Annotated in this window: 19 protein-coding genes; 11 read left to right on the top strand and 8 right to left on the bottom strand. The window is 71.9% G+C overall.

Annotated features, from left to right (window positions below; genetic code table 11):
• The first annotated feature begins 131 nt into the window (after nt 1-131).
• Together ctaD and AB0M11_RS06360 are read left to right on the top strand one after the other, a co-directional pair.
• Entirely contained in the window at nt 132-1805 is a 1674-nt protein-coding gene (gene ctaD / locus AB0M11_RS06365) for a cytochrome c oxidase subunit I (RefSeq protein ID WP_365701987.1), read from the top strand.
• A complete protein-coding gene (locus AB0M11_RS06360) occupies nt 1802-2203 on the top strand; it encodes a cytochrome c oxidase subunit 4 (protein ID WP_365701985.1) in 402 nt (133 codons plus the stop codon). The genes ctaD and AB0M11_RS06360 overlap by 4 nt, the downstream gene beginning before the upstream one ends.
• Here AB0M11_RS06360 and AB0M11_RS06355 read toward each other — a convergent pair.
• The 6 genes from AB0M11_RS06355 to AB0M11_RS06330 all read right to left on the bottom strand — a co-directional run bounded on the left by AB0M11_RS06355 (nt 2124) and on the right by AB0M11_RS06330 (nt 6914).
• The gene (locus tag AB0M11_RS06355; protein ID WP_365701982.1) at nt 2124-3638 is read right to left on the bottom strand and encodes a ubiquinol-cytochrome c reductase cytochrome b subunit; all 1515 of its coding nucleotides are present in this window, start codon (nt 3636-3638) and stop codon (nt 2124-2126) included. The two genes, AB0M11_RS06360 and AB0M11_RS06355, sit on opposite strands and share 80 nt — an antisense overlap.
• Before the next feature lie 103 nt (nt 3639-3741).
• Entirely contained in the window at nt 3742-4161 is a 420-nt protein-coding gene (locus AB0M11_RS06350; RefSeq protein WP_365701980.1) for a CBS domain-containing protein, read from the bottom strand.
• Between the two features lie 98 nt (nt 4162-4259).
• On the bottom strand, nt 4260-4985 hold the full coding sequence (locus AB0M11_RS06345) for a metallophosphoesterase (protein WP_365701978.1): 726 nt from the start codon (nt 4983-4985) through the stop codon (nt 4260-4262).
• Nucleotides 4982-5224, bottom strand: coding sequence for a hypothetical protein (locus AB0M11_RS06340; protein WP_365701976.1), 243 nt, complete (start codon nt 5222-5224; stop codon nt 4982-4984). Before AB0M11_RS06340 ends, AB0M11_RS06345 begins: the two co-directional genes overlap by 4 nt.
• Nucleotides 5224-5847: a hypothetical protein gene (locus tag AB0M11_RS06335; protein ID WP_365702032.1), complete on the bottom strand. Its 624-nt coding sequence runs from the start codon at nt 5845-5847 to the stop codon at nt 5224-5226. Before AB0M11_RS06335 ends, AB0M11_RS06340 begins: the two co-directional genes overlap by 1 nt.
• A gap of 335 nt (nt 5848-6182) precedes the next feature.
• On the bottom strand, nt 6183-6914 hold the full coding sequence (locus AB0M11_RS06330; protein WP_365701974.1) for a diguanylate cyclase: 732 nt from the start codon (nt 6912-6914) through the stop codon (nt 6183-6185).
• Between the two features lie 139 nt (nt 6915-7053).
• On the opposite strand from AB0M11_RS06330, the gene AB0M11_RS06325 reads away from it, so the two are divergent.
• The 9 genes from AB0M11_RS06325 to AB0M11_RS06285 all read left to right on the top strand — a co-directional run bounded on the left by AB0M11_RS06325 (nt 7054) and on the right by AB0M11_RS06285 (nt 19403).
• Nucleotides 7054-8010, top strand: coding sequence for an LLM class F420-dependent oxidoreductase (locus AB0M11_RS06325; protein WP_365701972.1), 957 nt, complete (start codon nt 7054-7056; stop codon nt 8008-8010).
• Nucleotides 8011-8032: 22 nt separating this feature from the next.
• Nucleotides 8033-8641 (top strand): isochorismatase family cysteine hydrolase, encoded by a 609-nt coding sequence (locus AB0M11_RS06320; protein WP_365701970.1) that lies wholly within the window; start codon nt 8033-8035, stop codon nt 8639-8641.
• Nucleotides 8638-11691, top strand: a complete 3054-nt coding sequence (locus AB0M11_RS06315; protein ID WP_365701968.1) for an FAD-linked oxidase C-terminal domain-containing protein — start codon at nt 8638-8640, stop codon at nt 11689-11691. Before AB0M11_RS06320 ends, AB0M11_RS06315 begins: the two co-directional genes overlap by 4 nt.
• A gap of 31 nt (nt 11692-11722) precedes the next feature.
• The gene (locus AB0M11_RS06310; RefSeq protein WP_365701966.1) at nt 11723-13525 is read left to right on the top strand and encodes a thiamine pyrophosphate-requiring protein; all 1803 of its coding nucleotides are present in this window, start codon (nt 11723-11725) and stop codon (nt 13523-13525) included.
• Nucleotides 13522-14631 carry an enolase C-terminal domain-like protein gene (locus AB0M11_RS06305; RefSeq protein WP_365701964.1) on the top strand — a complete coding sequence of 370 codons (1110 nt, stop codon included), beginning with the start codon at nt 13522-13524 and terminating at the stop codon, nt 14629-14631. Before AB0M11_RS06310 ends, AB0M11_RS06305 begins: the two co-directional genes overlap by 4 nt.
• A gap of 60 nt (nt 14632-14691) precedes the next feature.
• Nucleotides 14692-15705, top strand: coding sequence for an SDR family oxidoreductase (locus tag AB0M11_RS06300; protein WP_365701962.1), 1014 nt, complete (start codon nt 14692-14694; stop codon nt 15703-15705).
• Between the two features lie 147 nt (nt 15706-15852).
• On the top strand, nt 15853-17412 hold the full coding sequence (locus tag AB0M11_RS06295) for an APC family permease (RefSeq protein WP_365701960.1): 1560 nt from the start codon (nt 15853-15855) through the stop codon (nt 17410-17412).
• Between the two features lie 30 nt (nt 17413-17442).
• Complete coding sequence (locus AB0M11_RS06290; protein ID WP_365701956.1) at nt 17443-18405, top strand: alpha/beta hydrolase; 963 nt, start codon at nt 17443-17445, stop codon at nt 18403-18405.
• 83 nt (nt 18406-18488) lie between these two features.
• Nucleotides 18489-19403 carry a squalene/phytoene synthase family protein gene (locus AB0M11_RS06285; RefSeq protein WP_365701954.1) on the top strand — a complete coding sequence of 305 codons (915 nt, stop codon included), beginning with the start codon at nt 18489-18491 and terminating at the stop codon, nt 19401-19403.
• On the opposite strand, the gene AB0M11_RS06280 is transcribed toward AB0M11_RS06285, so the two are convergent.
• Together AB0M11_RS06280 and AB0M11_RS06275 are read right to left on the bottom strand one after the other, a co-directional pair.
• The gene (locus AB0M11_RS06280) at nt 19394-21289 is read right to left on the bottom strand and encodes a glycoside hydrolase family 97 catalytic domain-containing protein (protein ID WP_365701952.1); all 1896 of its coding nucleotides are present in this window, start codon (nt 21287-21289) and stop codon (nt 19394-19396) included. The genes AB0M11_RS06285 and AB0M11_RS06280 overlap by 10 nt on opposite strands.
• A gap of 26 nt (nt 21290-21315) precedes the next feature.
• Nucleotides 21316-23649, bottom strand: a complete 2334-nt coding sequence (locus AB0M11_RS06275) for a Tat pathway signal sequence domain protein (protein WP_365701950.1) — start codon at nt 23647-23649, stop codon at nt 21316-21318.
• Nucleotides 23650-23918: the final 269 nt, after the last annotated feature.

Here is a 23918-nt window from a genome sequence, read left to right as displayed (position 1 = left end):
TCCCCTTCGTCTGTTCTGCCGGTTTCGTCGCCGCGGACGGCAGCCCGGCCCGCGCAGGCCGGCGGTTTCCGGGTACGGAGGGCAGGGCACCCGCGAGGCGCTTTCCGCGCCCGGAACGGCCGAGGAGGACCATGAGCGAAGTCTCGCAACGCGTCGGCGAAGCGCCCACGCCTCCCGCGGGACCGGCTCCGCTGGGGCGCAGGCTGCTGGGCTGGGCGTCCACGACCGACCACAAGGTGATCGGCCGGCTGTACATGGTGACGGCGTTCTGCTTCTTCCTCCTCGCCGGGCTGCTGGCGCTGGGCATGCGAGCCGAACTGGCCCGTCCCGGGCTGCAGTTCCTCAGCAACCAGACGTACAACCAGTTCCTCACCATCCACGGCACGATCATGATGCTGCTGTTCGCGACGCCGATGTTCGCCGGTTTCTCGAACGCGATCATGCCGCTCCAGATCGGCGCCCCGGACCTGGCCTTCCCCCGGCTCAACGCGCTCTCGTACTGGATGTACCTGTTCGGCGGACTGATCGTGGTCTCCGGGTTCCTGGTGCCCGGCGGGGCCGCGGCCTTCGGCTGGTTCGCCTACGCACCGCTGAACAGCGCCTACTTCTCCCCCGGGCCCGGCGGTGACCTGTGGGTGATGGGGCTGGTGGTCTCGGGCGTGTCGACGACCCTGACCGCCGTGAACTTCCTCGCCACCGTCCTGTGTCTGCGCGCCCCGGGCATGACCATGTTCCGGATGCCGATGTTCACCTGGAACGTGCTGTTCACGTCGATCCTCGTGCTGCCCGCGTTCCCGGTGCTGACGGCCGCGCTGCTGGCCCTCGAGTCCGACCGGAAGTTCGGCTCGCACGTCTTCGACGCCCACAACGGCGGGGCGCTGCTGTGGCAGCACCTGTTCTGGTTCTTCGGGCACCCCGAGGTGTACATCGTGGCGCTGCCGTTCTTCGGCATCATCTCCGAGATCATCCCGGTGTTCTCGCGCAAGCCGCTGTTCGGGTACCTGCCGATGATCGGGGCCACGACCTCCATCACCATGCTCTCCGCGGTCGTCTGGGCGCACCACATGTTCGCGACCGGCGCCGTGCTGCTGCCGTTCTTCTCCGTCATGTCGTTCCTGATCGCCGTGCCGACCGGCATCAAGTTCTTCGCGTGGATCGGGACGATGCGCGGGGGCTCGCTCTCGTTCGAGACCCCGATGCTGTGGTCGATGGGCTTTCTGGTGACCTTCCTGCTCGGCGGGCTGAGCGGAGTGCTCCTCGCGTCGCCCCCGCTCGACTTCCACGTCACCGACTCCTACTTCGTCGTGGCGCACCTGCACTACGTGCTCTTCGGCACGGTGGTCTTCGCCATGTTCGCCGGGTTCTACTTCTGGTGGCCCAAGTTCACCGGGAAGATGCTCGACGAGCGGTGGGGGAAGGTGCACTTCTGGCTGCTCTTCCCGGGGTTCCAGCTGACCTTCCTGGTGCAGCACTGGCTGGGCGCCGAGGGCATGCCCCGCCGGTACGCCGACTATCTGCCGGCCGACGGGTTCACCCTCCTCAACACCCTCTCGTCGGCGGGCGCGTTCCTGCTGGGCGTCTCCACGCTGCCGTTCCTGTACAACGTCTGGCTCACCGCCCACCGGGGGAAGCGGGTCGAGGAGGACGACCCGTGGGGGTTCGGGCGCGGCCTGGAGTGGGCGACGGGCTGCCCGCCGCCGCGGCACAACTTCACGGCACTGCCCCGGGTGCGGTCGGAGTCGCCAGCGTTCGACCTGCACCATCCGGAGATCACCCGGCTGGCGGAGAAGGAGGGGCTGCGATGAAGGTCGAGGCACTGCTCTTCGGCGGGGTGGCCGTCTTCTTCGGGGCCGCCGCCGCGCTCTACGGGGCGTGGTCGCGGGCCGACCCGGCCGGGACGGCGGCGCTGATCGTGGCGTTCGCGATGGCGACGCTGGTGTCGTTCTTCTGCGCGGTCACCTTCCTGCGGCACGGCCCGCGCGACCAGGACCGCACGGAGGCGGAGGTGGCGGACTCCGCCGGTGCGGTCGAGTTCTTCCCGCCGCACAGTCCCTGGCCGATCGTCACCGCGCTCGGCTTCGCGCTGGCGGCGACCGGGGTGGTGTTCGGGCTGTGGCTGTTCCTCATCGGCTTCGGTGTTCTGGCCCGGGGTGTCGCCGGGCTGGTGTTCCAGTACGTGAACCGGGGGGTTGATCAGGACTGAGCGGCCGGCGTGGGGCTCCCGGCCGGAACGAGGTCACCGGCCGGTGCTCGCTCTCGTAGCCGCCGGCGATCGTCTGCCGGACCTCACCGGTCTCCTCGCCCTCGGCCAGCCGCTCCTGTTCCGCATACAGCAGGGCCCGGCAGAGCCCGCGGGTGACGAAGAACGCGACGACGGGGCCGACCACCAGGGTGACGCGCAGGATCCAGGTCAGGGCGTTCACCGAGATCCGGAAGCTCTGCGCCACCACGTCGTTGCCGCCGGCCAGCACCAGGACCCCGTAGAAGGTCACCCCGGCCACTCCGAGGCCGGTCCGCACGGGCCGCTCCCGGGGGCGCTCGCTGAGGTGCTGTTCCTGCCGCCACTCCCCGGTCAGCCGCTGTTCGACGAAGGGGTAGGCGTACAGGACGGCGAAGAGCAGGGCGGGCAGGACCACGGCCGGCAGCAGGACGTTCCACATCAGGGTGTGCCCGGCGACGTTCGTCTCCCAGGGTGGCACCAGGCGCAGCGAGCCTTCCAGGAAGCCCACGTACCAGTCCGGCTGGGAGCCGGTCGACGCCTGGTCGGGGCGGTAGGGGCCGTACTTCCAGACCGGGTTGACCTGGGCGACCCCGGCGAGCGCCACCAGCAGTCCGCCGACGGTGAGGGACAGGCCGATGGAGGAGGCCGAGAACTGCGGGTAGAGCGGCTTGCCCACCACGTTCCCGTTGGTCCGGCCCGGCCCGCGCCACTGGGTGTGCTTCAGGTGGAAGACCAGGATCAGGTGGATGGTGACCAGGGCGATCAGCGCGCCCGGCAGCAGCAGGATGTGCAGACTGTACAGCCGGGGGATGATGTCGTGACCGGGGAACTCGGAGCCGAACACGAACATGCTCACGTACGTCCCGACCACGGGGAGGGAGAGCATGATGCCCTGGGCGATCCGCAGTCCGGTGCCGGACAGGAGGTCGTCGGGGAGCGAGTAACCGGCGAAGCCCTCGGCCAGGGCGAGCGCGAAGAGCGTGACGCCGATGACCCAGTTCATCTCCCTGGGTCTGCGGAAGGCGCCGGTGAAGAAGATCCGCAGCAGGTGCGCGCCGATCGCGGCGACGAAGACCAGCGCCGCCCAGTGGTGGGCCTGGCGCATCAGCAGTCCGCCGCGGATGTCGAAGCTGATCCGCAGGGTGGAGTCGAAGGCTCCGGACACCGGCTGCCCGCGCAGCGGGACGTACGTCCCCTGGTAGACGACGTCCCGCATCTCGGGCTTGAAGAAGAACGTCAGCCACACGCCGGTGAGCACCAGGACGATCAGGCTGTAGAGGGCGATCTCGCCGAGGAAGAACGACCAGTGGTCGGGGAAGGCCTTGCGCAGCAGCCGGCCGGCCCCGTCATGGACAGGCAGCCGGGCGTCCACCGCGTCCGCGAACCGCTCCCCCGCAGCACCGTGTCCGGGATTCACCCACGCCCTCCTCGCCTCATGCCATCCCTTGCCCGCCGGGCGCGGGGCGAGTACCCAGCCGCCTCGAAACACTCGCGCGGCTGGGCGGTGGCACCCGATCGGCTCAGGTGTTGGGCCTGGCCGCGCTGATGTCGCCGAGGGCGGACTCCTCGTCGCGTTCGATCGCGAGGTCGCCGAGGGCGAGGATGCCGACCGGCCGGTCGCCGTCGACCACCGGGAGCCGCCGCACGGCGTGCTCGCGCATCAGCCGGACGGCCCGGTCCAGGCTGTCGTCGGGGGTGACGGTCACCAGGTCGTCGCTGGCCGCCTGCATGACGGTGGTCCGGTCCGGGTCGGCGCCCTCGGCGAAGGCCCGCACCACCAGATCACGGTCGCTCACCAGGCACCGCAGGTGTCCTTCCTCGGTGACCAGGACCGCGCCGACGTCCTCGTCCCGCATCACCCGGGCCACGTCGGCCACCGACGCCTGCGGTTCGACGGTCACCAGGTCGCTGGTCATGATGTCGCGCACGTGCTGGGCCATGACCGGCCCCCTTCCCACTGTTCGAGGATGTCTGTCCGCAAGCCGGGTACCCCTCGTGCCCGGTCTCTCCCGGTCTGCCGGGAATCGGGACCCCGGAGTCACGGCGTGCCGAGCGAGTAGACGTGGAAGGCCCGTCCGATGACCGGCTGGGCGACGTTGCGCACCCGCACTCCCCCGCCGGTCATGCCGTGTTCCGTGCCGGCGTGGGCATGGCCGTGGACGGCGAGGTCGGCGCCCACCGTGTCGATGGCCTCGGCGAGGAGGTAGCTGCCCAGGAACGGGTAGATCTCCGGGGGCTCACCGGCCAGGGTGTCCGGGACGGGGGCGAAGTGGGTGAGGGCGATCCGCGCGTCGCACTCGTGCCCGCGCAGCTCTTCCAGGGCGGCGCGCAGGCCGTCGGCGCGGCGGCGCGCGTACCGGACGAACTCCTTCATCACGGGTTCGCCGAACTCGCCGGCGCACCGCCCGACGAACCCGCCGCCGAAGCCCTTGGTGCCGGCCACGCCGATCCGCAGGCCCCGGTGGCTCACGACGGTCGCCTCGCCCTCCAGGACGTGCGCCCCGGCGTCCCGCAGGATGGCCGTGACCTCCTCGGCGTGGTCGTCGTGGTGGTCGTGGTTGCCGAGTACGGCGACGACCGGGACGCCCAGGTCCTTGATCTCCCGGGCGACGACCTGCGCCTCGTCGGGGGTGCCGTGCCGGGTGAGGTCGCCGGCGAGCAGGAGGATGTCGGCGCAGGCCGGCAGGGTCTCGAAGGCCGGGCGGAGGGTGCCTTGGCTGTCGGGGCCCATGTGGATGTCGCCCACGGCCGCGACCCGGGTCATGCCAGCACTTCCGGGTGGTCGGGCGGGGCGCTCTCGGCGACGACCAGGTCGTCGTGGACCGGCACGTCCGCCAGTTCGTCGTGGACGGCGCGGCGAACGGCCTCCCGGCAGCCCGCGGACGGGACCGTACCGGTCAGCAGGACCGCGTCGCCGCGGATCTCGGCCCGCACCCCCAGCTCGCCGCACGGCCCGGCGGCGAGGTGCTCGGCGACGTGCGCCACGCGGTATTCGAGGTTCATCACTGCTCCCGCTGGGGTTCGATGACGTTCAGCCGCTCCAGGAGGAAGAGGAAGGCGGCGGGCATCGGCTCGTCGCCGCAGCGGCGCCGCACCTGCGTCCAGTCGACCTTCTCGCGCAGCGTGCGGGCCACCGGAAGGACGGCCCCGAAGTCGCAGTGGTGCTCCGAGAAGGCCATGTTCAGGTTGACCAGCAGGTCGGTCGCCGAGAGCACCGGCATGTGCACGGAATCGACCGGGAGTTCCTCGGCGCGGGCCAGCAGGTCCACGGTGACCGGCCGGTGGGCGAGTTCGAAGATGATGTCGACGTCCTGGTCGAAGCAGGAGGTCTTCACCAGCCAGTCCTCGGGCGGGACGCGCACCGTGAGCCCGGCCGAGCGCAGCGAGTCCGCCACCGCCTCGGCGTCCTCGGGAAGCACGCAGAAGTCGGCGTCGTGCCGGAGCCGGCCGCTGCCGCCGTGGGCGTAGACGGCGACACTGCCGGCCAGCGCGAACTTGTGCCCGGCGCGCTTCAGGATGGCGCCGACCTGCTTGGCCGCCTCCAGGATGGCCTGGGTGCGGTCGGGCGGCAGCCGCCCCGGCCCGGAAGGTTCCGGCGCCGACGGCCCCGGCCCGGACGATTCCAGCGCCGACGATCCCGGCCCGGACGATTCCAGCGCCGACGATTCCAGCGCCGACGAAACCGGCGCCGACGATCCCGGCCCGGACGATTCCGGCGCCGACGATCCCGGCGCCGGCGGTCCAAGCGTGGACGGCCCCGGCGCGGACGGTTCCGGCGCGGACGGTCCCGGCGCGGACGGTCCCGGCGCCGACGATTCCAACGCCGACGAAACCGGCGCGGACGGTTCCGCCACCGACGATTCCGGCGCCGACGGTTCCGGCACCGGGTCGGCCGTCCGGCGTACGGGTGCGCGCACCGTGTCCCGTCCGCTGCCCGTGGCCGGCCGCCGTTCGGCTCTCATCACCGGCTCCCTTCGGCCGCCAGAGCCGGGCCGCCCGCCCCGCCCGGCCCGCTCGACTCACTCGACCCGGTCGGCGCGGCGGACTCCGCCGACTCGGCGGCCGAGGTCGATGCCGCGCGCCGGCAGCGCCACAGCTCCTCGGCGTACGGCACGACGACGCCGGAGACGATCGCCCCGGCGAGTCCCGCCAGGTACGCGGCGGGCAGCGGATGCTCCTTGGGCAGCAGCCGCCAGTCCTGCGGACCGCGGCCGCCGCGCAGGGCGGCGCGGACCTGGTCGGCGTGCAGGCAGGCGGTGAAGGCCAGGGCGGTGAGCGGCAGCACCTCCAGGAAGCTGTGGATGTGCTGTTCGACGGGCCGTACCTCGCGCTCGCCGACGGCCAGCGAGACGTCCCACACGGCCGTCGCGCCGTGGGCGAGGGCGGCGCCGCCCATCACCGAGAGCACCAGGGGGTTGACCCGGGCCAGCAGGCCCATGAGCACCGGCACCCCGGCCTCGGTCATCATCAGGGCGTGGACGGCGGACTCCTTGGTGCCGCTGGTGTGCTCGATCCGGGTCCTTCGGTGCATCCACCAGTCGGCGAGGCCCGGCAGCACCCACAACGGCAGGGCACCGTACAGGAGGAAGCGCCGGCTGGCGTCCTCCACCTCGGTCGAGTGGAGCGGAACGCGCAGGTCGGCGGAGCGCCGCCAGTTCCGCCAGGCCTTCCGGGGCAGCACGCGCAGTGCCATGGACACCTCCGTGGAATCGGTCTGTCGGGGCCCGCCTCTCCGGTACCCCTCCTCATCCGGGCGACACGCCGTGCACAACCCGGTGGTCACCGGGTACTCGGCTGCGGTCCCCAGTCACACACGCGGATCAGGAGAGACGATGGCGGGCTTCGGATACTTCCTCTCGTGCGAGGAGCACGGCCCCGCGGAACTGGTCGAGCAGGCGCGGATGGCCGAGCAGGCCGGTTTCGAGTCACTGTGGATCTCGGACCACTACCACCCCTGGCACGACGGGCAGGGCCAGAGCCCGTTCGTGTGGTCGGTGATCGGCGCGTTGTCGCAGGCGGTCTCGCTGCCGGTGGAGACGGCCGTGACCTGCCCGCTCGTGCGCACCCACCCCGCGGTGATCGCCCACGCGGCCGCGACCGCCGCGGTGCAGCTGGGCGGCCGGTTCCGGCTGGGCGTGGGCACCGGTGAGGCGCTGAACGAGCACATCCTCGGCACGACCTGGCCCGAGGCGCCGGTGCGGCTGGAGATGCTGGAGGAGGCCCTCCAGATCATCCGGCGGCTGTTCACCGGGGAACAGGTCAGCCACCGGGGCAAGCACTACACCGTGGAGAACGCCCGCTTGTACACGGTGCCCGACGAGCCGGTGCCGATCGACGTCTCGGCGTTCGGACCGCAGGCCGCCGAGGTGGCTGCGCGCATCGGGGACGGGCTGATCACGATGATGCCCGACGAGTCCTTGGTGGAGCGGTTCCGGCGGGCGGGCGGCGGCACCAAGCCGGTGTACGGCGGCATGAAGGTGTGCTGGGGTCCCGACCGGCAGGCGGCGGTGCGCACCGCGCACCGGCTGTGGGCGAACGAGCAGCTGCCGGGCGAGCTCCCGCAGATCCTGCCGACCCCGCGCCACTTCGAGCAGGCCATGGACCTGGTCACCGAGGAGCAGGTGGCCGACTCCGTGCCGTGCGGTGACGACCCTCAGGAGCACGTCAAGGCCGTCAGCGCGTTCGTCGACGCCGGATTCGACACCGTCTACGTCAACCAGATCGGCCCTGACCAGCAGGGTTTCTTCGACTTCTACCGCACCGAGGTCCTGCCGCGGCTGCGGGACTGACCCGTACGAGGTGGTGGACGGCATGCCCGAGCCCGGAGAGACCGGCAGCAGCGCGCTCGTCGTGATCGACATGATCAACACGTACGACCACGAGGACGCGGAGTTGCTGCTGCCCGCCGCGGAGCGCGTCGTCCCGGTCCTGGCGGATCTGATCGGCCGGGCCCGGGAGGCGGGCGTGCCGGTGGTCTACGCGAACGACAACTTCGGGCTCTGGCGTTCCCATCACGGCGAGCTGGTCGAGTCCGCGCTGTCCCGCCCGCACGGCGACCTGGTGGAGCCGATCCGTCCCGACGACGACTCCCTGTTCGTCGTGAAGGCCCGGCACTCGATCTTCTACGACACGCCCCTGTCGTATCTGCTGTGGCAACTGGGTGTCGGGACGGTGGTGCTGACCGGTCAGGTCACCGAGCAGTGCGTCCTGTACTCGGCGCTCGACGCGCACATCCGCCACCTGGAGGTGACGGTGCCGCGGGACGCCGTCGCCTCGATCCACCCGCGGCTGGCGGACGCCGCGCTGGACATGATGGAACGCAACATGGGTGCCCGGATCATCCGGGCGAGAGAAGTCGACTTCCGGGGTACCCGGCGGCCCGTACCGGACGAAGCCGCGCAGCCCGGAGGTCGGCGATGAGCACACGTGTCCCCGGAAAATCCCTCGACGGCCTGGTCGCGGCCCTGCGGGCCGGGACCGACGCGGAGGTCCGCTTCGATCCCGGCAGCCGGGGCGCCTATTCCACGGACGGTTCCAACTACCGGCAGGTCCCGCTCGGCGTGGTCGTCCCCCGCACCGTCGAGGCGGGCGCCCGCGCGGTGGAGCTGTGCGCGCACTTCGACGTCCCGGTGCTGTCGCGCGGTGGCGGCACCAGCCTCGCCGGGCAGACCACGAACGCGGCGGTGGTGATCGACTGGAGCAAGCACTGCCACGCCCTGGTCTCGGTCGATCCCGAGGCGCGCACCTGCGTGGTGGAGCCGGGGATCGTCCTGGACGAGCTCAACCGGCGGCTGGCCGATCACCGCCTCCAGTTCGGCCCGAAACCGTCGACGCACAGCCACTGCGCCCTGGGCGGCATGATCGGCAACAACTCGTGCGGGGCGTCCGCGCAGGCGTACGGGAAGACGGTGGACAGCGTGCGCCGCCTCGAAGTGCTGACGTACGACGGTCTGCGGATGTGGGTGGGGCCCACCTCGCGGGCGGAGCGGGCGCGGATCGCCGCCGAGGGCGGGCGACGGGCTGAGCTGTACGACGGGCTCGACCGGATCGTCACCGAGTACTTGGCGGACATCCGGCACGGTTACCCCAGGATCCCGCGCCGGGTCTCCGGCTACAACCTGGACTCGCTGCTGCCGGAGAACGGCCTCGACGTGGCCAAGGCGCTGGTGGGCAGCGAGGGCACCCTGGTGACCGTCCTGCACGCCGAACTCGACCTCGTCCCCGTGCCGTCGTACGAGTCGCTGCTGGTGCTCGGGTACGACGACATCTGCCGGGCCGCCGACGACGTGCCCCGGCTGCTGGAGCACTGCTCGCCGGGGCAGCTGGAGGCGCTGGACGGGCGGATGGCGCAACTGATGCGCGAGGAGCACGCCTACCTCGACTCGTTGCGCGCCCTGCCCGAGGCGGAGAGCTGGCTGCTGGTGCAGTTCACCGGGGACAGCCAGGAGGAGGTGGACGGTCAGGCGCACGCCCTCCTGAAGGCCGTCGGCCGGTCCGAGAAGGACGCCTCGGTCGCCTTCTCCGACGACCCGCAGCGCGAGCAGCGGATGCTCAAGGCGCGGGAGGCCGGGCTCGGGGTGACCGCGCGGCCGCCGGACGACCGGGAGACCTGGGAGGGCTGGGAGGACTCGGCGGTGCCGCCCGACCGGCTGGGCGACTACCTGCGGGACCTGAAAGGGCTGTTCGAGGAGTTCGACTACGACCACCCGTCGCTGTACGGGCACTTCGGGCAGGGGTGCGTGCACACCCGGATCCCGTTCGGGGTGACGACGGCGGACGGGGTGGCGGACTTCCGGCGGTTCGTGGAGCGGGCCGCCGACCTGGTGGCCTCCTACGGCGGCTCGCTGTCCGGCGAGCACGGCGACGGGCAGGCCAGGGGCGAGCTGCTGACGCGGATGTTCGGGGAGCGACTGGTCGGTGCCTTCGGCGAGTTGAAGGCGCTGTTCGATCCGGGCAACCGGATGAACCCGGGCAAGGTCGTCGACCCGCACCCGGTGGACGGGCAGTTGCGGCTCGGGCCCACGTGGCGGCCGGCCACGCCCGAGACCCATTTCGGGTACCCGGAGGACGACCACTCCTTCACCCGGGCGGTCATGCGCTGCGTCGGCATCGGCAACTGCCGGGGGCTGCACGGCGACGTGATGTGTCCCTCGTACCGGGCCACCCGGGAGGAGGAGCACTCGACGCGCGGACGGGCGCGGCTGCTCTTCGAGATGCTGGACGGCCATCCGGACTCGGCGGTCGAGGACGGCTGGCGGTCGACCGAGGTCCGGGACGCCCTGGATCTCTGCCTGGCCTGCAAGGGCTGCAAGTCGGACTGCCCGACGGGCGTGGACATGGCCACCTACAAGGCGGAGTTCATGGCCCACCACTACGCGGGGAGGCCGCGGCCTGCCGCCCACTACTCGATGGGCTGGCTCCCGCTCTGGGCCCAGCTGGCCGAGCGCGCACCCCGGTTGGCGAACAGCGCGTTGCAGGCGCCGGTCCTGGGCCGGGCCGGTAAGGCGCTCGCCGGGGTCGACGGGGCCCGGCGGCCCCCGGTGTTCGCCGAGCGGTCCTTCGTGCGGTGGTGGCGCGCCCTGGGCACCGAGCAGCCGGACCCGGCGGATCCGGCGACGGTGGTGCTGTGGCCGGACACCTTCAGCAACCACTTCCACCCGGCGGTCGCGATGTCGGCCGTGCGGGTCCTGGAGGACGCGGGATTCCGGGTCACCGTGCCCGAGGCGCCCGTGTGCTGCGGGCTCACCTGGATCTCGACCGGTCAACTGGCCACCGCCAAGAAGGTGTTGCGGCGCACCCTGCGGGTGCTGCGGCCCTATCTGGACGCGGGCACCCCGATCGTCGGCCTCGAACCCTCCTGCACCGCCGTCTTCCGGTCCGACGCCCCCGAGTTGCTGCCCGGCGACCAGGACGTGCAGCGGCTGGCCCACCGGACGCGGACCTTCGCCGAACAGCTCGTCCACCACGCCCCCGCCGGATGGCAGCCGCCGTTCCTCGCCCGGCAGGCGACCGTGCAGACCCACTGCCACCAGCACGCGATCATGAAGTTCGACGCCGACCGGGAACTCATGCGCCGTGCCCGGCTCGACGCGGACGTCCTCGACGAGGGCTGCTGCGGCCTGGCCGGTAACTTCGGCTTCGAGCGCGGGCACCACGAGGTCTCCATGGCGGTGGGCGAGCTGGGGGTCCTGCCCGCCGTCCGCGCGGCCGCCCCGGACAGCCTGGTGCTGGCCGACGGCTTCAGCTGCCGCACCCAGATCGAGCAGGGCTCCACCGGACGCCGGGCCCTGCACCTGGCGGAGGCGCTGGCCCTGGCACTCGACGGGCCCCTGCCCGCCGACCGGCCCGAGCGGCTGGCCCGGCGGCCCGCCGAACCCTCCGGCACGGCCCGCTGGGCGGCCACCGCCGTCGCCGGGACCCTCACCGGGGCGGCCGCCCTGCGCGCCGTACGGCACCTGCGCCGCCCGTGACAGCACACCACTTCAGGAAAGGTTCTCGAACATGTCGACGAAGGTCTCCGACTACATCCTCCAGCGGCTGCGCGAGTGGGACGTGGAACACGTCTTCGCCTACCCGGGCGACGGCATCAACGGTCTGCTCGCGGCCTGGGGACGCGCGGAGAACAAGCCCCGGTTCATCCAGTCCCGGCACGAGGAGATGTCCGCCTTCGAGGCCTGCGGGTACGCGAAGTTCTCCGGCAAGGTCGGCGTCTGTGCCGCCACCTCCGGACCCGGCGCCATCCATCTCCTCAACGGCCTGTACGACGCCAAGCTGGACCACGTCCCGGTGGTGGCGATCGTCGGCCAGACCAACCGCAGCGCCATGGGCGGCTCCTACCAGCAGGAGATCGACCTGCTCAGCCTGTACAAGGACGTGGCCTCGGACTTCTGCGAGATGGTCACCGTCCCCGAGCAGCTCCCGAACGTGCTCGACCGGGCGATGCGCACCGCCATGGCGCGCCGCTCGGTGACCGCCCTGATCGTCCCGGCGGACGTGCAGGAACTCGACTACTCGCCGCCCGAACACGCCTTCAAGATGGTGCCGTCCAGCCTCGGCATGTCGCACTACGCTCCGGTGCCCGACGACGGCGACCTCCAGCGGGCCGCCGATGTGCTCAACTCCGGCGGCAAGGCGGCGATCCTGATCGGCCAGGGCGCGCGCGGCGCCCGCACGGAGGTCAAGGAGGTCGCCGAACGGCTCGGCGCGGGCGTCGCGAAGGCACTGCTGGGCAAGGACGCCCTCGACGACGACCTGCCCTACGTCACCGGCGCCATCGGACTGCTGGGCACCCGGCCGTCCTACGAGATGATGCGCGACTGCGACACGCTCCTCGTGATCGGCTCGTCCTTCCCCTACACGCAGTTCCTGCCGGCCTTCGGGAAGGCGCGGGCGGTGCAGATCGACATCGATCCGCACATGGTCGGGATGCGCTACCCCTTCGAGGTCAACCTCGTCGGCGACGCCGCCCGGACGCTGCGCCGGCTGCTGCCGCTGCTGGACCAGATGGAGGACCCGTCCTGGCGGCAGAAGATCGAGAACAACGTCAGGGACTGGTGGGAGGTGATGGACCGGCGGGCCGCCGTCTCGGCCGACCCGATCAACCCCGAGTACGTCGCCCACGCCCTCAGCGGGTTGCTCCCGGACGACGTCATCCTCTCCTCCGACTCCGGTTCGGCCGCCAACTGGTACGCCCGGCACCTGAAGCTGGGCGGGGCGATGCGGGGTTCGCTGTCGGGGACACTGGCCACGATGGGACCGGGCGTGCCCTACGCCATCGGTGCCAAGTTCGCGCACGGGAACCGGCCGGCGATCGCCCTGGTGGGCGACGGGGCGATGCAGATGAACGGCATGGCCGAGCTCATCACCGTCGCCAAGTACTGGCAGGACTGGGCGGATCCGCGGCTGATCGTCGCCGTCTTCAACAACCGGGACCTGAACCAGGTGACCTGGGAGATGCGGGCGATGGAGGGCGCCCCGCAGTTCCTGCCCTCGCAGTCCCTCCCGGACGTCGGGTACGCCGACTTCGCCCGCTCGCTGGGGCTGACCGGCATGCGTGTGGAGGAGCCGGGCGGGGTGCGCGGCGCCTGGGAGGCCGCGCTCGCCGCCGACCGGCCGTGTGTGCTGGACTTCGTGACCGACCCCGCCGTACCGCCGATCCCGCCGCACGCCACCCTCGACCAGATCGAGGCCGCGGCGGCCGCCGTCCTCAAGGGCGACAGCGACCGGGTGGCGATGGTCCGCCAGGGCTTCAAGGCCAAGGTGCAGGAGTTCCTGCCGCACCGGCACGAAGCGGGCCGACGGTGAGCGACCTGCCGGCCGTCGAGCGGGTGGACAGCGCCGTCTACACCGTCCCGACGGACACGCCCGAGGCGGACGGGACCGCGAGCTGGGACAGCACCACGCTGGTCCTGGTCACCGTCGGCTGCGGGGAGGTCACCGGGCTCGGCTACACGTACGCCCCGGCCGCGGCCGCGCGGGTCGTCGACGACCTGCTGGCCGGGGCGGTCACCGGCCTGCCGGCCCTCGACGTGCCGCGCGCCAACGAGGCCATGCAGCGAGCCGTGCGCAACGCCGGGCTGCCGGGGATCGCCGCCGAGGCGATCTCCGCCGTCGACATCGCCCTGTGGGACGCCAAGGCGCGGCTGCTCGGGCTTCCGCTGGTGCAGCTGCTCGGCGCCGCCCGGGACGACGTGCCGGTGTACGGGAGCGGCGGCTTCACCACGTACGACGAGCAGCACCAGGACCGGCAGCTGCGGGGCTGGGTGGAGGAGGAGGGCATCCCCCGGGTCAAGATCAAGATCGGTGAGTCCTGGGGCAGCCGCGAGACCCGCGACCTGGCGCGGGTGGGCCGGGCCCGAGAGAGCATCGGAGACGCGGCCGAGCTGTACGTGGACGCCAACGGCGGCTACGGCGCCAAGCAGGCGGTGCGGGTGGCGGCGGCGCTGGACGGGGAGGGCGTGACCTGGTTCGAGGAGCCGGTCTCCGCCGACCGCCTCGACGCGCTCGCCGCCGTCCGCGGGCGGGTCCTGGCCGACGTGACGGCCGGGGAGTACGGCTACACGCTGCCGTACTTCCGGCACATGCTCGCCGCCGGGGCCGTGGACTGCCTTCAGGCGGACGTCACCCGCTGCGGCGGGATCACCGTCTGGCTGCGGGTCGCGGCGCTGGCGCTGGGCCACGGCCTGGAGATCTCGGGGCACTGCGCGCCCGCCGCCCACGCGCACGCGGCGGCCTCGGTGCCGAATCTGCGGCACCTGGAGTGGTTCCACGACCACGTCCGCATCGAGCGGCTGCTCTTCGACGGCGCGCCGAGCCCGCGGGGCGGCGCCCTCCTCCCGGGCCGGGACGGCTCCCCCGGCCTGGGCCTCACCCTCCGCACGGAACGGGCCCGCCCCTACCGCGTCGCCTGACGGCCCGGAGCCGACGGGCCGAAGCCGACAGCCGAGGCCCACTGACCGAAGGAAAGGATCATGTCGCAAGTCGTCGTCATCACCGGAGCAAGCGCCGGTATCGGACGTGCCACGGCACGGCTCTTCGCCGAGCGGGGTGCGCGCGTCGCGCTCATCGCGCGGGGCGAGGCCGGGCTGGAGGCGACCGCCAAGGAGGTCGGCGAGCGCGGCGGCCGGCCGCTGATCCAGCGGGCCGACACCGCGGACCCCGCCCAGGTGGAGGCCGCCGCCGACGCCGTCGAGCGCACCCTCGGGCCCATCGACGTCTGGATCAACTGCGCCTTCACCAGCGTGTTCGCGCCCTTCACCGAGATCACCCCGGAGGAGTACCGGAGAGTGACCGAGGTGACCTACCTCGGCTTTGTGAACGGCACCCGGGCCGCCCTCGCCCGGATGGTCCCCCGGGACCGGGGCACCGTCGTCCAGGTCGGTTCCGCGCTCGGCGAACGGGCCATCCCGCTCCAGTCGGCCTACTGCGCGGCCAAGCACGCGATCAACGGCTTCACCTCGTCGGTCCGCGTGGAACTGCTGCACCAGGGCAGCAACGTGAACATCACCGTCGCCCAGATGCCGGCCGTCAACACCCCGCAGTTCTCCTGGGTGCGCACCCGGCTCCCCCGTCACGCGCAGCCGGTGCCGCCCATCTACCAGCCCGAGGTGGCCGCCCGCGGAGTCCTCCACGCCGCCGATCACCCCAGGCGCAAGCAGCGCTACATCGGGGCCACCACCGCGGCGACGATCTGGGCCAACCGGCTGGCCCCGGCGCTGCTCGACCGCTACCTGGCGCGGACGGGCTTCGACTCCCAGCAGACGGACGCGCCGGCCCTCGCCGGCCGGGGCAACCTGTACGCCCCGGCCGACGCCGCTCCCGGCACCGACCACGGCGCCCACGGCGAGTTCGACGAGCGGTCGCACGCCCACTCGGCGCAGGCCGCGCTGGCCCGGCACCCGGCGGTGACGGCCGCGGCCACGACCGCCCTGACCGTCGCCGCGGTCGGCGGGGTACGACGGCTGCTGGGCACCCGGAGCGGGTAGCCCCGGGCTCCCGCGTTTCCGGCAGGTTTCCGTCGGCTATGAGTGCCCGCCGCGATGGTCACGACTTGGGACCAAACGCTTGTGCGCTTGTGCGGCGCAGTGGACCATGGCCGGATCGCGCCCCTCCCGAGCACGTTGGAGCTCCCGGTGACCGCTGCACCCCTCGCACCCGAGCCGGTCGACTCGCCGGCCGCCGCCCAGGTGGAACGGCAGAAGCTGCGCAAGCACTTCGGCCGCTTCGACATCCTGTTCTTCCTGCTGTGCACCATCGTCGGCGTGGACACCATCGGCGCGGTGGCCAAGAACGGTGCCGAGGCGTTCACCTGGCTGATCGTGCTCGCCGTGGTGTTCTTCGTGCCCTCCGCGCTGCTGATCGCCGAGCTGGGGGCCGCCTTCCCCGACGAGGGCGGCCCGTACATCTGGACCAGCCGGGCCTTCGGCCGACTGGCCGGCGCCGTCAACAACTTCCTGTACTGGATCACCAACCCGGTGTGGCTGGGCGGCACCCTCGCCGTCTCCGCGGTCACGGCGTACACGACCTTCTTCAACGACGGGAAGGACCTGAGCACCCCCGCCTTCTACGTCTTCACCGTCGTCTTCGTCTGGGTGGGCGTGCTCGCGGCGATCCTCTCCTTCGACGTCGGCAAGTGGATCCCGACCATCGGTGCCTGGAGCCGGTTCGTGCTGCTCGGCCTGTTCACCGTCACGGTCGTGGTGTACGGCATCAAGCACGGCCTGCACGGCTTCGGCCTCGGCGATTTCTCGCCGACCTACGCCGGGTTCGTCGGCCTGGTGCCGGTGCTGATGTTCAACTACGTCGGTTTCGAGCTGCCCAACACGGCCGGCGACGAGATGACGGACCCGCAGAAGGACATCCCCTACGGCATCTTCCGCAGCGCCGTCCTCTCGGTCCTCCTCTACGCGCTGCCGATCCTCGGCATCCTGCTCGTCCTGCCGGTCAAGGCGATCACCGGCCTCGGTGGTTTCGTCGACGCGATCCGGCAGGTCTTCACGGTGTACGGCGGCCACGTCGGCGCCGACGGCACGGCCACACTCAGCGGGTTCGGCACCGTGCTCGGAGACCTGGCCGGGATCATGTTCATCCTCACGGTGCTGTCCTCCGGCGTCACCTGGATCATGGGCTCGGACCGCGCCCTGGCCGTCTCCGGCTACGACGGCGCGGCGCCCCGCTTCCTGGGCGTGATCTCCAGCCGGTTCGGCACCCCGGTCCGGGTGAACATCCTCAGCGGCCTGGTCTCCACCGGTGTCCTGATCCTCGCCCACCAGCTGACCAACGGCAGCGCGGCCAAGCTCTTCGGCGCGGTGCTCGGCCTCGCCGTGTCGACCACGCTCGTCAGCTACCTGGGCATCTTCCCGGCGCTCCCGTTCCTGCGCCGCAAGCACCCGGACGCACCCCGCCCGTACAAGGCCCCCTTCCCCTGGGTCATCAGCACGGTACTCACCCTGCTCATCCTCTTCGCCAGCGTGCAGCTGGTCGCGCCCGGGGCCGGCGACCACTGGTTCGGCGCCGACTACGCGCCGGACGGCTGGACCCACGCCGAGCGCGGGAAGTACCTGCTCACCGAGCTGGTCCCGCTGGTCGGCTTCATGCTCCTGGGTGTGCTGTTCTGGGCGCTGGGCCGACCGACCCGGACAGCGGCCGCCACGGGCGCCTCCCCCGCACCCGGAGCCGGCCACGACGGGTAGCCGAAGATCGTTGCGCGTACGCTCGTGCACATGGTTCAGCATCGGATGGTCGACGTGGGCGGGACCCGGCTGCACATCGCCGAGGAGGGCTCCGGTCCGCTGGTCGTGCTGCTGCACGGCTTTCCCGAGTCCTGGCACTCCTGGCAGCACCAGTTCGGTCCGCTGGCCGCGGCCGGCTTCCACGTGGTCGCCCCCGACCAGCGCGGGTACGGCAGCAGCGATCACCCCGCGGAGGTCGAGGCGTACAGCATCTTCCACCTGGTCGGCGACGTCGTCGGGCTGATCCGGGAGCTGGGCGAGGAGCGGGCGTTCGTCGTCGGGCACGACTGGGGCGCGCCGGTGGCCTGGCACACCGCACTGTTCCGCCCCGACCTGGTACGAGGGGTGGCCGGGCTGAGCGTGCCGCCGCCGTTCCGCGGGGCGCAGCCCCCGCTGGAGACGATGGACCGCAGGTTCGGCGGCCGCTTCTACTGGAACTACTTCAACCTGCCGGGGGTCGCCGACGCCGAGTTCGGCCGCGACCCGCGCACCACGCTGCGGAAGTTCTTCACCATGGCGTCCGGGGACGGCGCCGGCGCCGGGGAGGTCCGGCAGCCGCTGGTCGACGCCGAGCGCGGCTGGCTCGCGGACATGCCGGATCCGCGGGAGCTGCCGCCGTGGTTCACCGAGGCGGACCTCGACGCCCTCACCGAGAGCTTCTCCCACGGATTCACCGGCGCCCTCAACTGGTACCGCAACCTCGATCGCAACTGGGAACTGACCGCACCCTGGCAGGGCGCGGTCGTCTCCCCGCCCGCGCTGTACGTGTACGGCGACCGTGACCTGGTCCCGGCGTTCCCCGGCACCCCGGAACTCATCGCCCGTCTGCCCGAGCTGATGCCGAACCTGGTGCGCGAGCCCCTGCGGCTCGCGGGCTGCGGGCACTGGACCCAGCAGGAGCGGCCGGACGAGGTGAACGCGGCCCTCGTCGACTTCCTGACGTCCCTCGCCTGAACATGTCCCCGCCGGTCCCTCCCTGGGACCTGGATCCACCGCCCGCGGCCGGGCGGTCCGCGGCAGCCTCTACGATCCTTTTCGTGAGCGCGTGGAACACGATCCTGACCGCGGCAGGCATCACGGACCCGGAACTGCGCCGGGACTACAGCGTCCAGCGCCGGCTGGTGCGCAGGTACCGGCGCAGCGCCTACCTCGCCTGCCGGGTGCTGCTGCCGCCCGCCGTGCTGCCCCATGTGGTGGCCGCGACCGCCGTGATGCACCACGGGGACACACTCCTGGACTCCGGCCCGAAGCCGGAGCGGGCGGCGGCCTGGGACGCCTGGGAGGAACGGGTGCGCACCGCGCTGGAGACCGGCGCGAGTGACGACCCGCTGATCCGCACCCTGGTGCACACGGTCGGCGCACACCCGCGGCACCGGGCGGCCGTCGAGGAGTATCTGGCCACCGCGGCGGCCGAGCTGGCGTTCGACGGTTTCGCCGCGGAGGCCGACTACCAGGCGTACGTGGACGCCTACTCGCTGCCCGCCTTCCTCCCGATCGCCGGGCTGCTGGGACCGGAGAGCGACACCGACGGGCGGTTCCGCGCAGGGTGCCGCACGCTCATCGACGGCAGCCAGCGGCTTGACTTCGTCAACGACCTGGCCGAGGACCTGCGGGAGGGGCACCTGGGCATCCCGGCGGAGACCCTGAAGCGCTTCTCGGTCACGGTGGAGGACCTGGCCGCGGGCCGGACCTCCGACGGGCTGCGGCTTCTCATCGAGCACGAGGTCGAACGGGCCCGGACCGATCTGCGGTCGGGGCGGGAAGTGGCGGCCCTGATGCCGGCGCCCCACCGGCCGATGGTGAGCGCCCTCGTCGAGATCGAGCTGATGACCGCGGAAGCGGTACTGGCCCGCGGTACGGGAGTGCTGCGCGGTCCGGCGTCGCCTTCCCCGGCGGGCACCCTCAGGCTGTTGCTCGGTGCCCGCCGGGCGGCGGTGCGCGCTCAGCGGTAACAGGTGGTGATGCCCGGGAGCCAGCGGCAGGCGATCCCGGCGAAGCCGCCGTCGGCGACCACATCGACGCTCAACTCGTCTCCTCCGCGCAGAACTTGGCTGTCCTGGACCAGGCCGTCGGCGCCGTCGCTGATCGTCTGCACCAGCCAGCGGCCCCGGCCGATGGCCAGCGGCACGGTGGCGGTACGGGCGGCCCCGGCGTAGACCCCGCCGAGGAACCAGCGGTTCCCGCTGCGGCGGGCGAGCACGGCTTCCTGTCCGGGGCTGCCGGCCAGCAGCCGGGTGTCGTCCCAGGCCGCGGGCTCCTGGTCGAGGAAGTCACGGGCCAGGGGCCGTTGGTCGTACGACTCGGGGGTGCCCGCGAACATCTGGAGCCCCGACTCGTACACGACGGTGAGCCCGGCCTCGGCCGCGTCGGAGTCCGGGCGCTGGCCGACCCGCTGGAAGCCGCCGGGGGTGAAGTCCATGGAGCCGATGACATTGCGGGTGAAGGGCAGGGTGGTGAGGTGGGTGGCGGTGTTGGTGCGCTTCTCCTCGCCGCCGACGGCCTCCATGGTCATCACCTGGGGCCAGGTGCGCTGGATGCCCTTGGGCAGGGTGGCGCCGTGGAAGTCGACCATGAGGTGGTGCGCGGCGGTCTCCGCGAGGATCGTGTCGTACCACTGGAACATGGACTGCGCCTCGGAGTTCATGAAGTCGATCTTGACGCCCTTGACCCCCCAGCGTTCCAGGGTGGGCAGCCACTGGGCGCGCTCCTCCGGGGTGTCGAGGTCCCGCTGGTGGATCCAGACGATGATTCCGACGCCCTTGGCCCGCGCGTAGTCGACGAGTTGCGGCATCCAGCTGTCGGTCTGCCAGTCGGGATCGGTGACGTCCCACTCGTCCTTCTTGAAGTACCAGCCGGAGTCCACGGCCTCGTAGGGCCAGTGGTGTGCGGCCGCGTAGTCGACGTACGCCTTCTGCGCGTCGAGGCTCTGCCCGGCCGTACGGCCGCCGGCCAGCCAGGTCCACAGCACGGTGCCCGGGTGGACCCAGGAGGTGTCGGCGACCCTGGAGGCGGGGGCGAGGTCGTCCGTGAAGGTGGACCGGGTGACGGTGGCCAGGTCGCCGGTGATCATGGCCCGCCACGGCGTGGTGAGGGGGCCGTCGGTGTGGACCTGGCTGTCGGCGAGCCTGACCCGGTAGGTGCCGGTGCCCTGGGTGTGGGCGAGCCGGGCGCCGGAGTAGGCGCCGGTGAGGTCGGACTCGGCGAGCAGGGTGTAGCCGCCGTCGGTGGCGAACAGGGCCTGGTCCGAGTACTCGGCCGTCGGGGCGCTCGCTGCGGTGTACTGGTTGAACTGGCCCTCGTTGTCGACCCGGTAGGTGCTGAGCCAGGCGCCCGCGTCGGCGGGCAGGTTGAACGCCGAGGCCTCGCCGAGGACGTCGCCGTGGCCGGCGGGCAGCGCGTACCGGTAGGCGATGCCGTCGGCGGAGGCGCGGACGACCAGGTCGAGTCGGGCGCCGGCCGCGGTGGCGAAGGACAGCCGGGTCTCGTTCATGCGCACCCGTCGGTCCAGGCGCTTGCCGGACTTCGCCCGGTAACGCTCCTCGACCGTCCGGTCCTTGCGGTGCAGGAAGCGCAGTCCCTGGGAGAGGTCGGCCTGTTGGGTGACGATGCCGACGGGCGACGGTTCGATGACGGTACGGCCGTCACGGGAGACGGTGAGGCTGAGGGTGCCGGTGGTGTCGTCCAGGGCTATCCGGGCGCGGGGGGCGTGGGCCGCCTCGGTCACGGTCCAGGTGTGCGGCTGCTGTTGTCCGGCCCGTGCGGGCGCGGTGCCGAGGAGGGCGGCCGTCAGCCCGGCACAGAGCGCGGCGACCATGGTTGTGGGGAGTGGAACGGCCATGTGAGCTCTGCCTTCACGGTCGGTGGTCACGGCAGTCCCCACGCCGCGCCGGGTTCGCTGACGGCGACGGGAGCGATGACGAGGTCGGGGCGGGCGCCGGAGTGCACGAGGACCTCGCGGCCGCGGGGCAGGTCGATGGCGAGGGTGCCGTCGCCCAGGTCCTGCGTGCGGGCCGGGGTGCCGTCGTCGAGCAGGACGGTGAGCCGGCCGGTGAGGCCGTGCCGGAGCTTGAGCGGCTCACCGGCCAGGCTGCGGACGCGGACGAACCGGGTGCTGCCCCCCGTGCGGACGGCGCTGACCAGGAAGGCGCCCTGGGCGCGGAAGTCGTGCAGGGTGAGGTCGGCCCAGGCGGTGGGGACGGCCGGGAAGACCCGGATGACCCCGCCCCAGCTCTGGCAGAACATGTCGTGCAGGGACTGCGAGGCGGACAGCGGGGTCTCGATGACCGGACCGGCCTCCGTGTAGTGGGTGTTGGCCCGGCAGGGGTAGCGGGTCGTGGGGTCGAAGAACGTGCGCAGGTAGCCGAGGGCGGTGTCGCCGTCTCCGGTCATCGCGTACATCGAGGCGGCCCCGGTGTAGCTGTAGCCGCGGTGGGCGCCGGTCAGCGCGTGCCAGCGCACGACCGACTTCGTGATCAGCTCGCGGTTCTCGGGCTGGTCCCAGTTGACCAGGTACAGCGGGTACACCATCAGCAGGTGCGAGTAGTGGCGGTGGGACTGGTCGTACGGGGTGTCGGCGCCGATCATGAAGCCGTTGCCGTCGACCGGGTACGGGGCGAGCCGGGCCAGTATCTCCTGCCAGCGCGGTTTCAACTCGTCGTCGATATCGAGCAGTTCGGCGGACTCCAGGAGGGTCTGGCAGGCCCAGCGGATCAGCGCCAGGTCGTAGTTGGTGTCCTGCGGCGGGACGACCGGGTACTCGGGCGAGAGCGTGCTCGGCAGGTGCAGCCTGCCGTCGCTGCCCAGGGTGAGGAAGTGCCAGTAGTAGGTGACCGTGCGGCGCAGCAGCGGGTAGATCGTGTCGCGCAGCAGGGACCTGTCCATGGAGTGGCGGTAGGACAGCCAGACGTTGTGCAGCGCCCAGGTGAGGTCGCCGGTCTCCGCGCCGGTTCCCGGTTGTCCCACCTCCCGGTCGGCGAACATGTCGGAGCTGCGGCCGATGCCCGCGCTGTCCGGGCGGTAGGCGGCGGGCACGTTGGCGGTGAGCTGTTCCTGGCTCTGGCGCAGGGTGGTGGCGAGGGCGTCCAGTTCCGGGTGGTTGAAGGCGTGGATGAGCCAGTACTCGAGCTGGACGTTGAGGTTCCACCAGACGGCGGGCCAGGGGGTGGGTTCCAGCCAGGGCCCGGAGGTGGCCATGACCGGGCCGTCGGCGCGGCTGGCGGAGGCGACCTTGTAGAGCTGGATCCAGTGGAAGCTCTGCAGCCGCTGGTCGGGGAACGACACGAAGCTCTTCTGGTAGAAGGCGTGCCACCAGCGCGTGTGCCGTCGCCTGAGGCTGCCGTACGACACCGCGCGCCGCAGGTTGCGCCGGGAGTCCGCCTCGGCGGCGCTGTCCGAGGGGAAGCTGTGGCCGACGCTCAGCAGCAGGTCGTCGCCGGTGCGCCGGTAGGAGGTGGCCGTCTGGCCGCCGCCGGTGAGAGGCTGGAGGACTTGTTCGGTGCCGTCGGCCGTGGTCCGGGTGGACCAGGGCGGGTTGGCCGTGTAGCCGGCCGGCGGCGCCTCCTGGATCTTGCGGGGGCTGATGGCCTCCTCGGGGTGGAAGGTCCAGGTGACGCGCTCATCGCCGGTGGCCGTGACCCGGACGGCCAGGACCTCGTCGTGGATGAGGGCGGCGAGGGTGAGGGTGCCCGCGGTGGTGCTGACCGTGCCGGTGAGTTCGGCGTTCCACAGGCTCAGGCGCCAGTCGACGGCGGTGACGGTGCCGGCCGGTTCGAGGGTGAGGTGCCCGACGGGGAGGCGGGCGGTGCCCCAGCCGCTGCCGAACTGCGGGCGGTGGTCCTGGACCCGGCCGTGCTGGACCGTGAACCGGATCTGCTGGGTGCCGGGCTCCTGGTAGACCATGCTGCCGAGCAGCCCGTCGCCGAGGAACGGCGCCTCGTGCCAGAGGGTCGGCAGCCTGCTCCACAGCAGGTCCTGGCCGCGCAGGAACCGGTCCCAGGCGCCGTCGCCGGTCATGGTGTTGCGGAGTTTCCAGGGATGTCTCGCCGCTCCCGCGCCGCCCTGCTCCTCGTGGGCGCCGGCCTGTTCCGCGGCCGCCGCATGGGCGGTGCCGGGCAGGGCCGCGGCCGCCGCACCGCCGAGGGCGGTGCCGAGCACGGCTCTGCGGGGGACCGGTGAACGTTTGTCCGGGGGTGAGGTCATCATTGTCCTCCCTACCTGACGGATCCTCGATACATCGGGTGTATCGGCGAACCTAGAGACCCCACATACACCTGTCAACAAGGTCAACGCGGCGAAGTTCGCGCTTGCTTGAGCGAGTAGGCAGGTTTGAACTGGGCGTTCACAGGGCTGATCTTGAATCAACCGTTTGACTCCTCCGATGTTTTCGGAGTGTCCGCGGAGATCAGCCCGTGTGTCACTTCTGGTGGGGAGTGCCGACGCAGGTCCACAGCTGGAGTCCGGTGCCGTCG

The organism is Streptomyces sp. NPDC051987 (assembly GCF_040680735.1).
Classification (GTDB): Bacteria; Actinomycetota; Actinomycetes; order Streptomycetales; family Streptomycetaceae; genus Streptomyces.
This window is presented reverse-complemented; position numbering and strand designations above follow the sequence as displayed.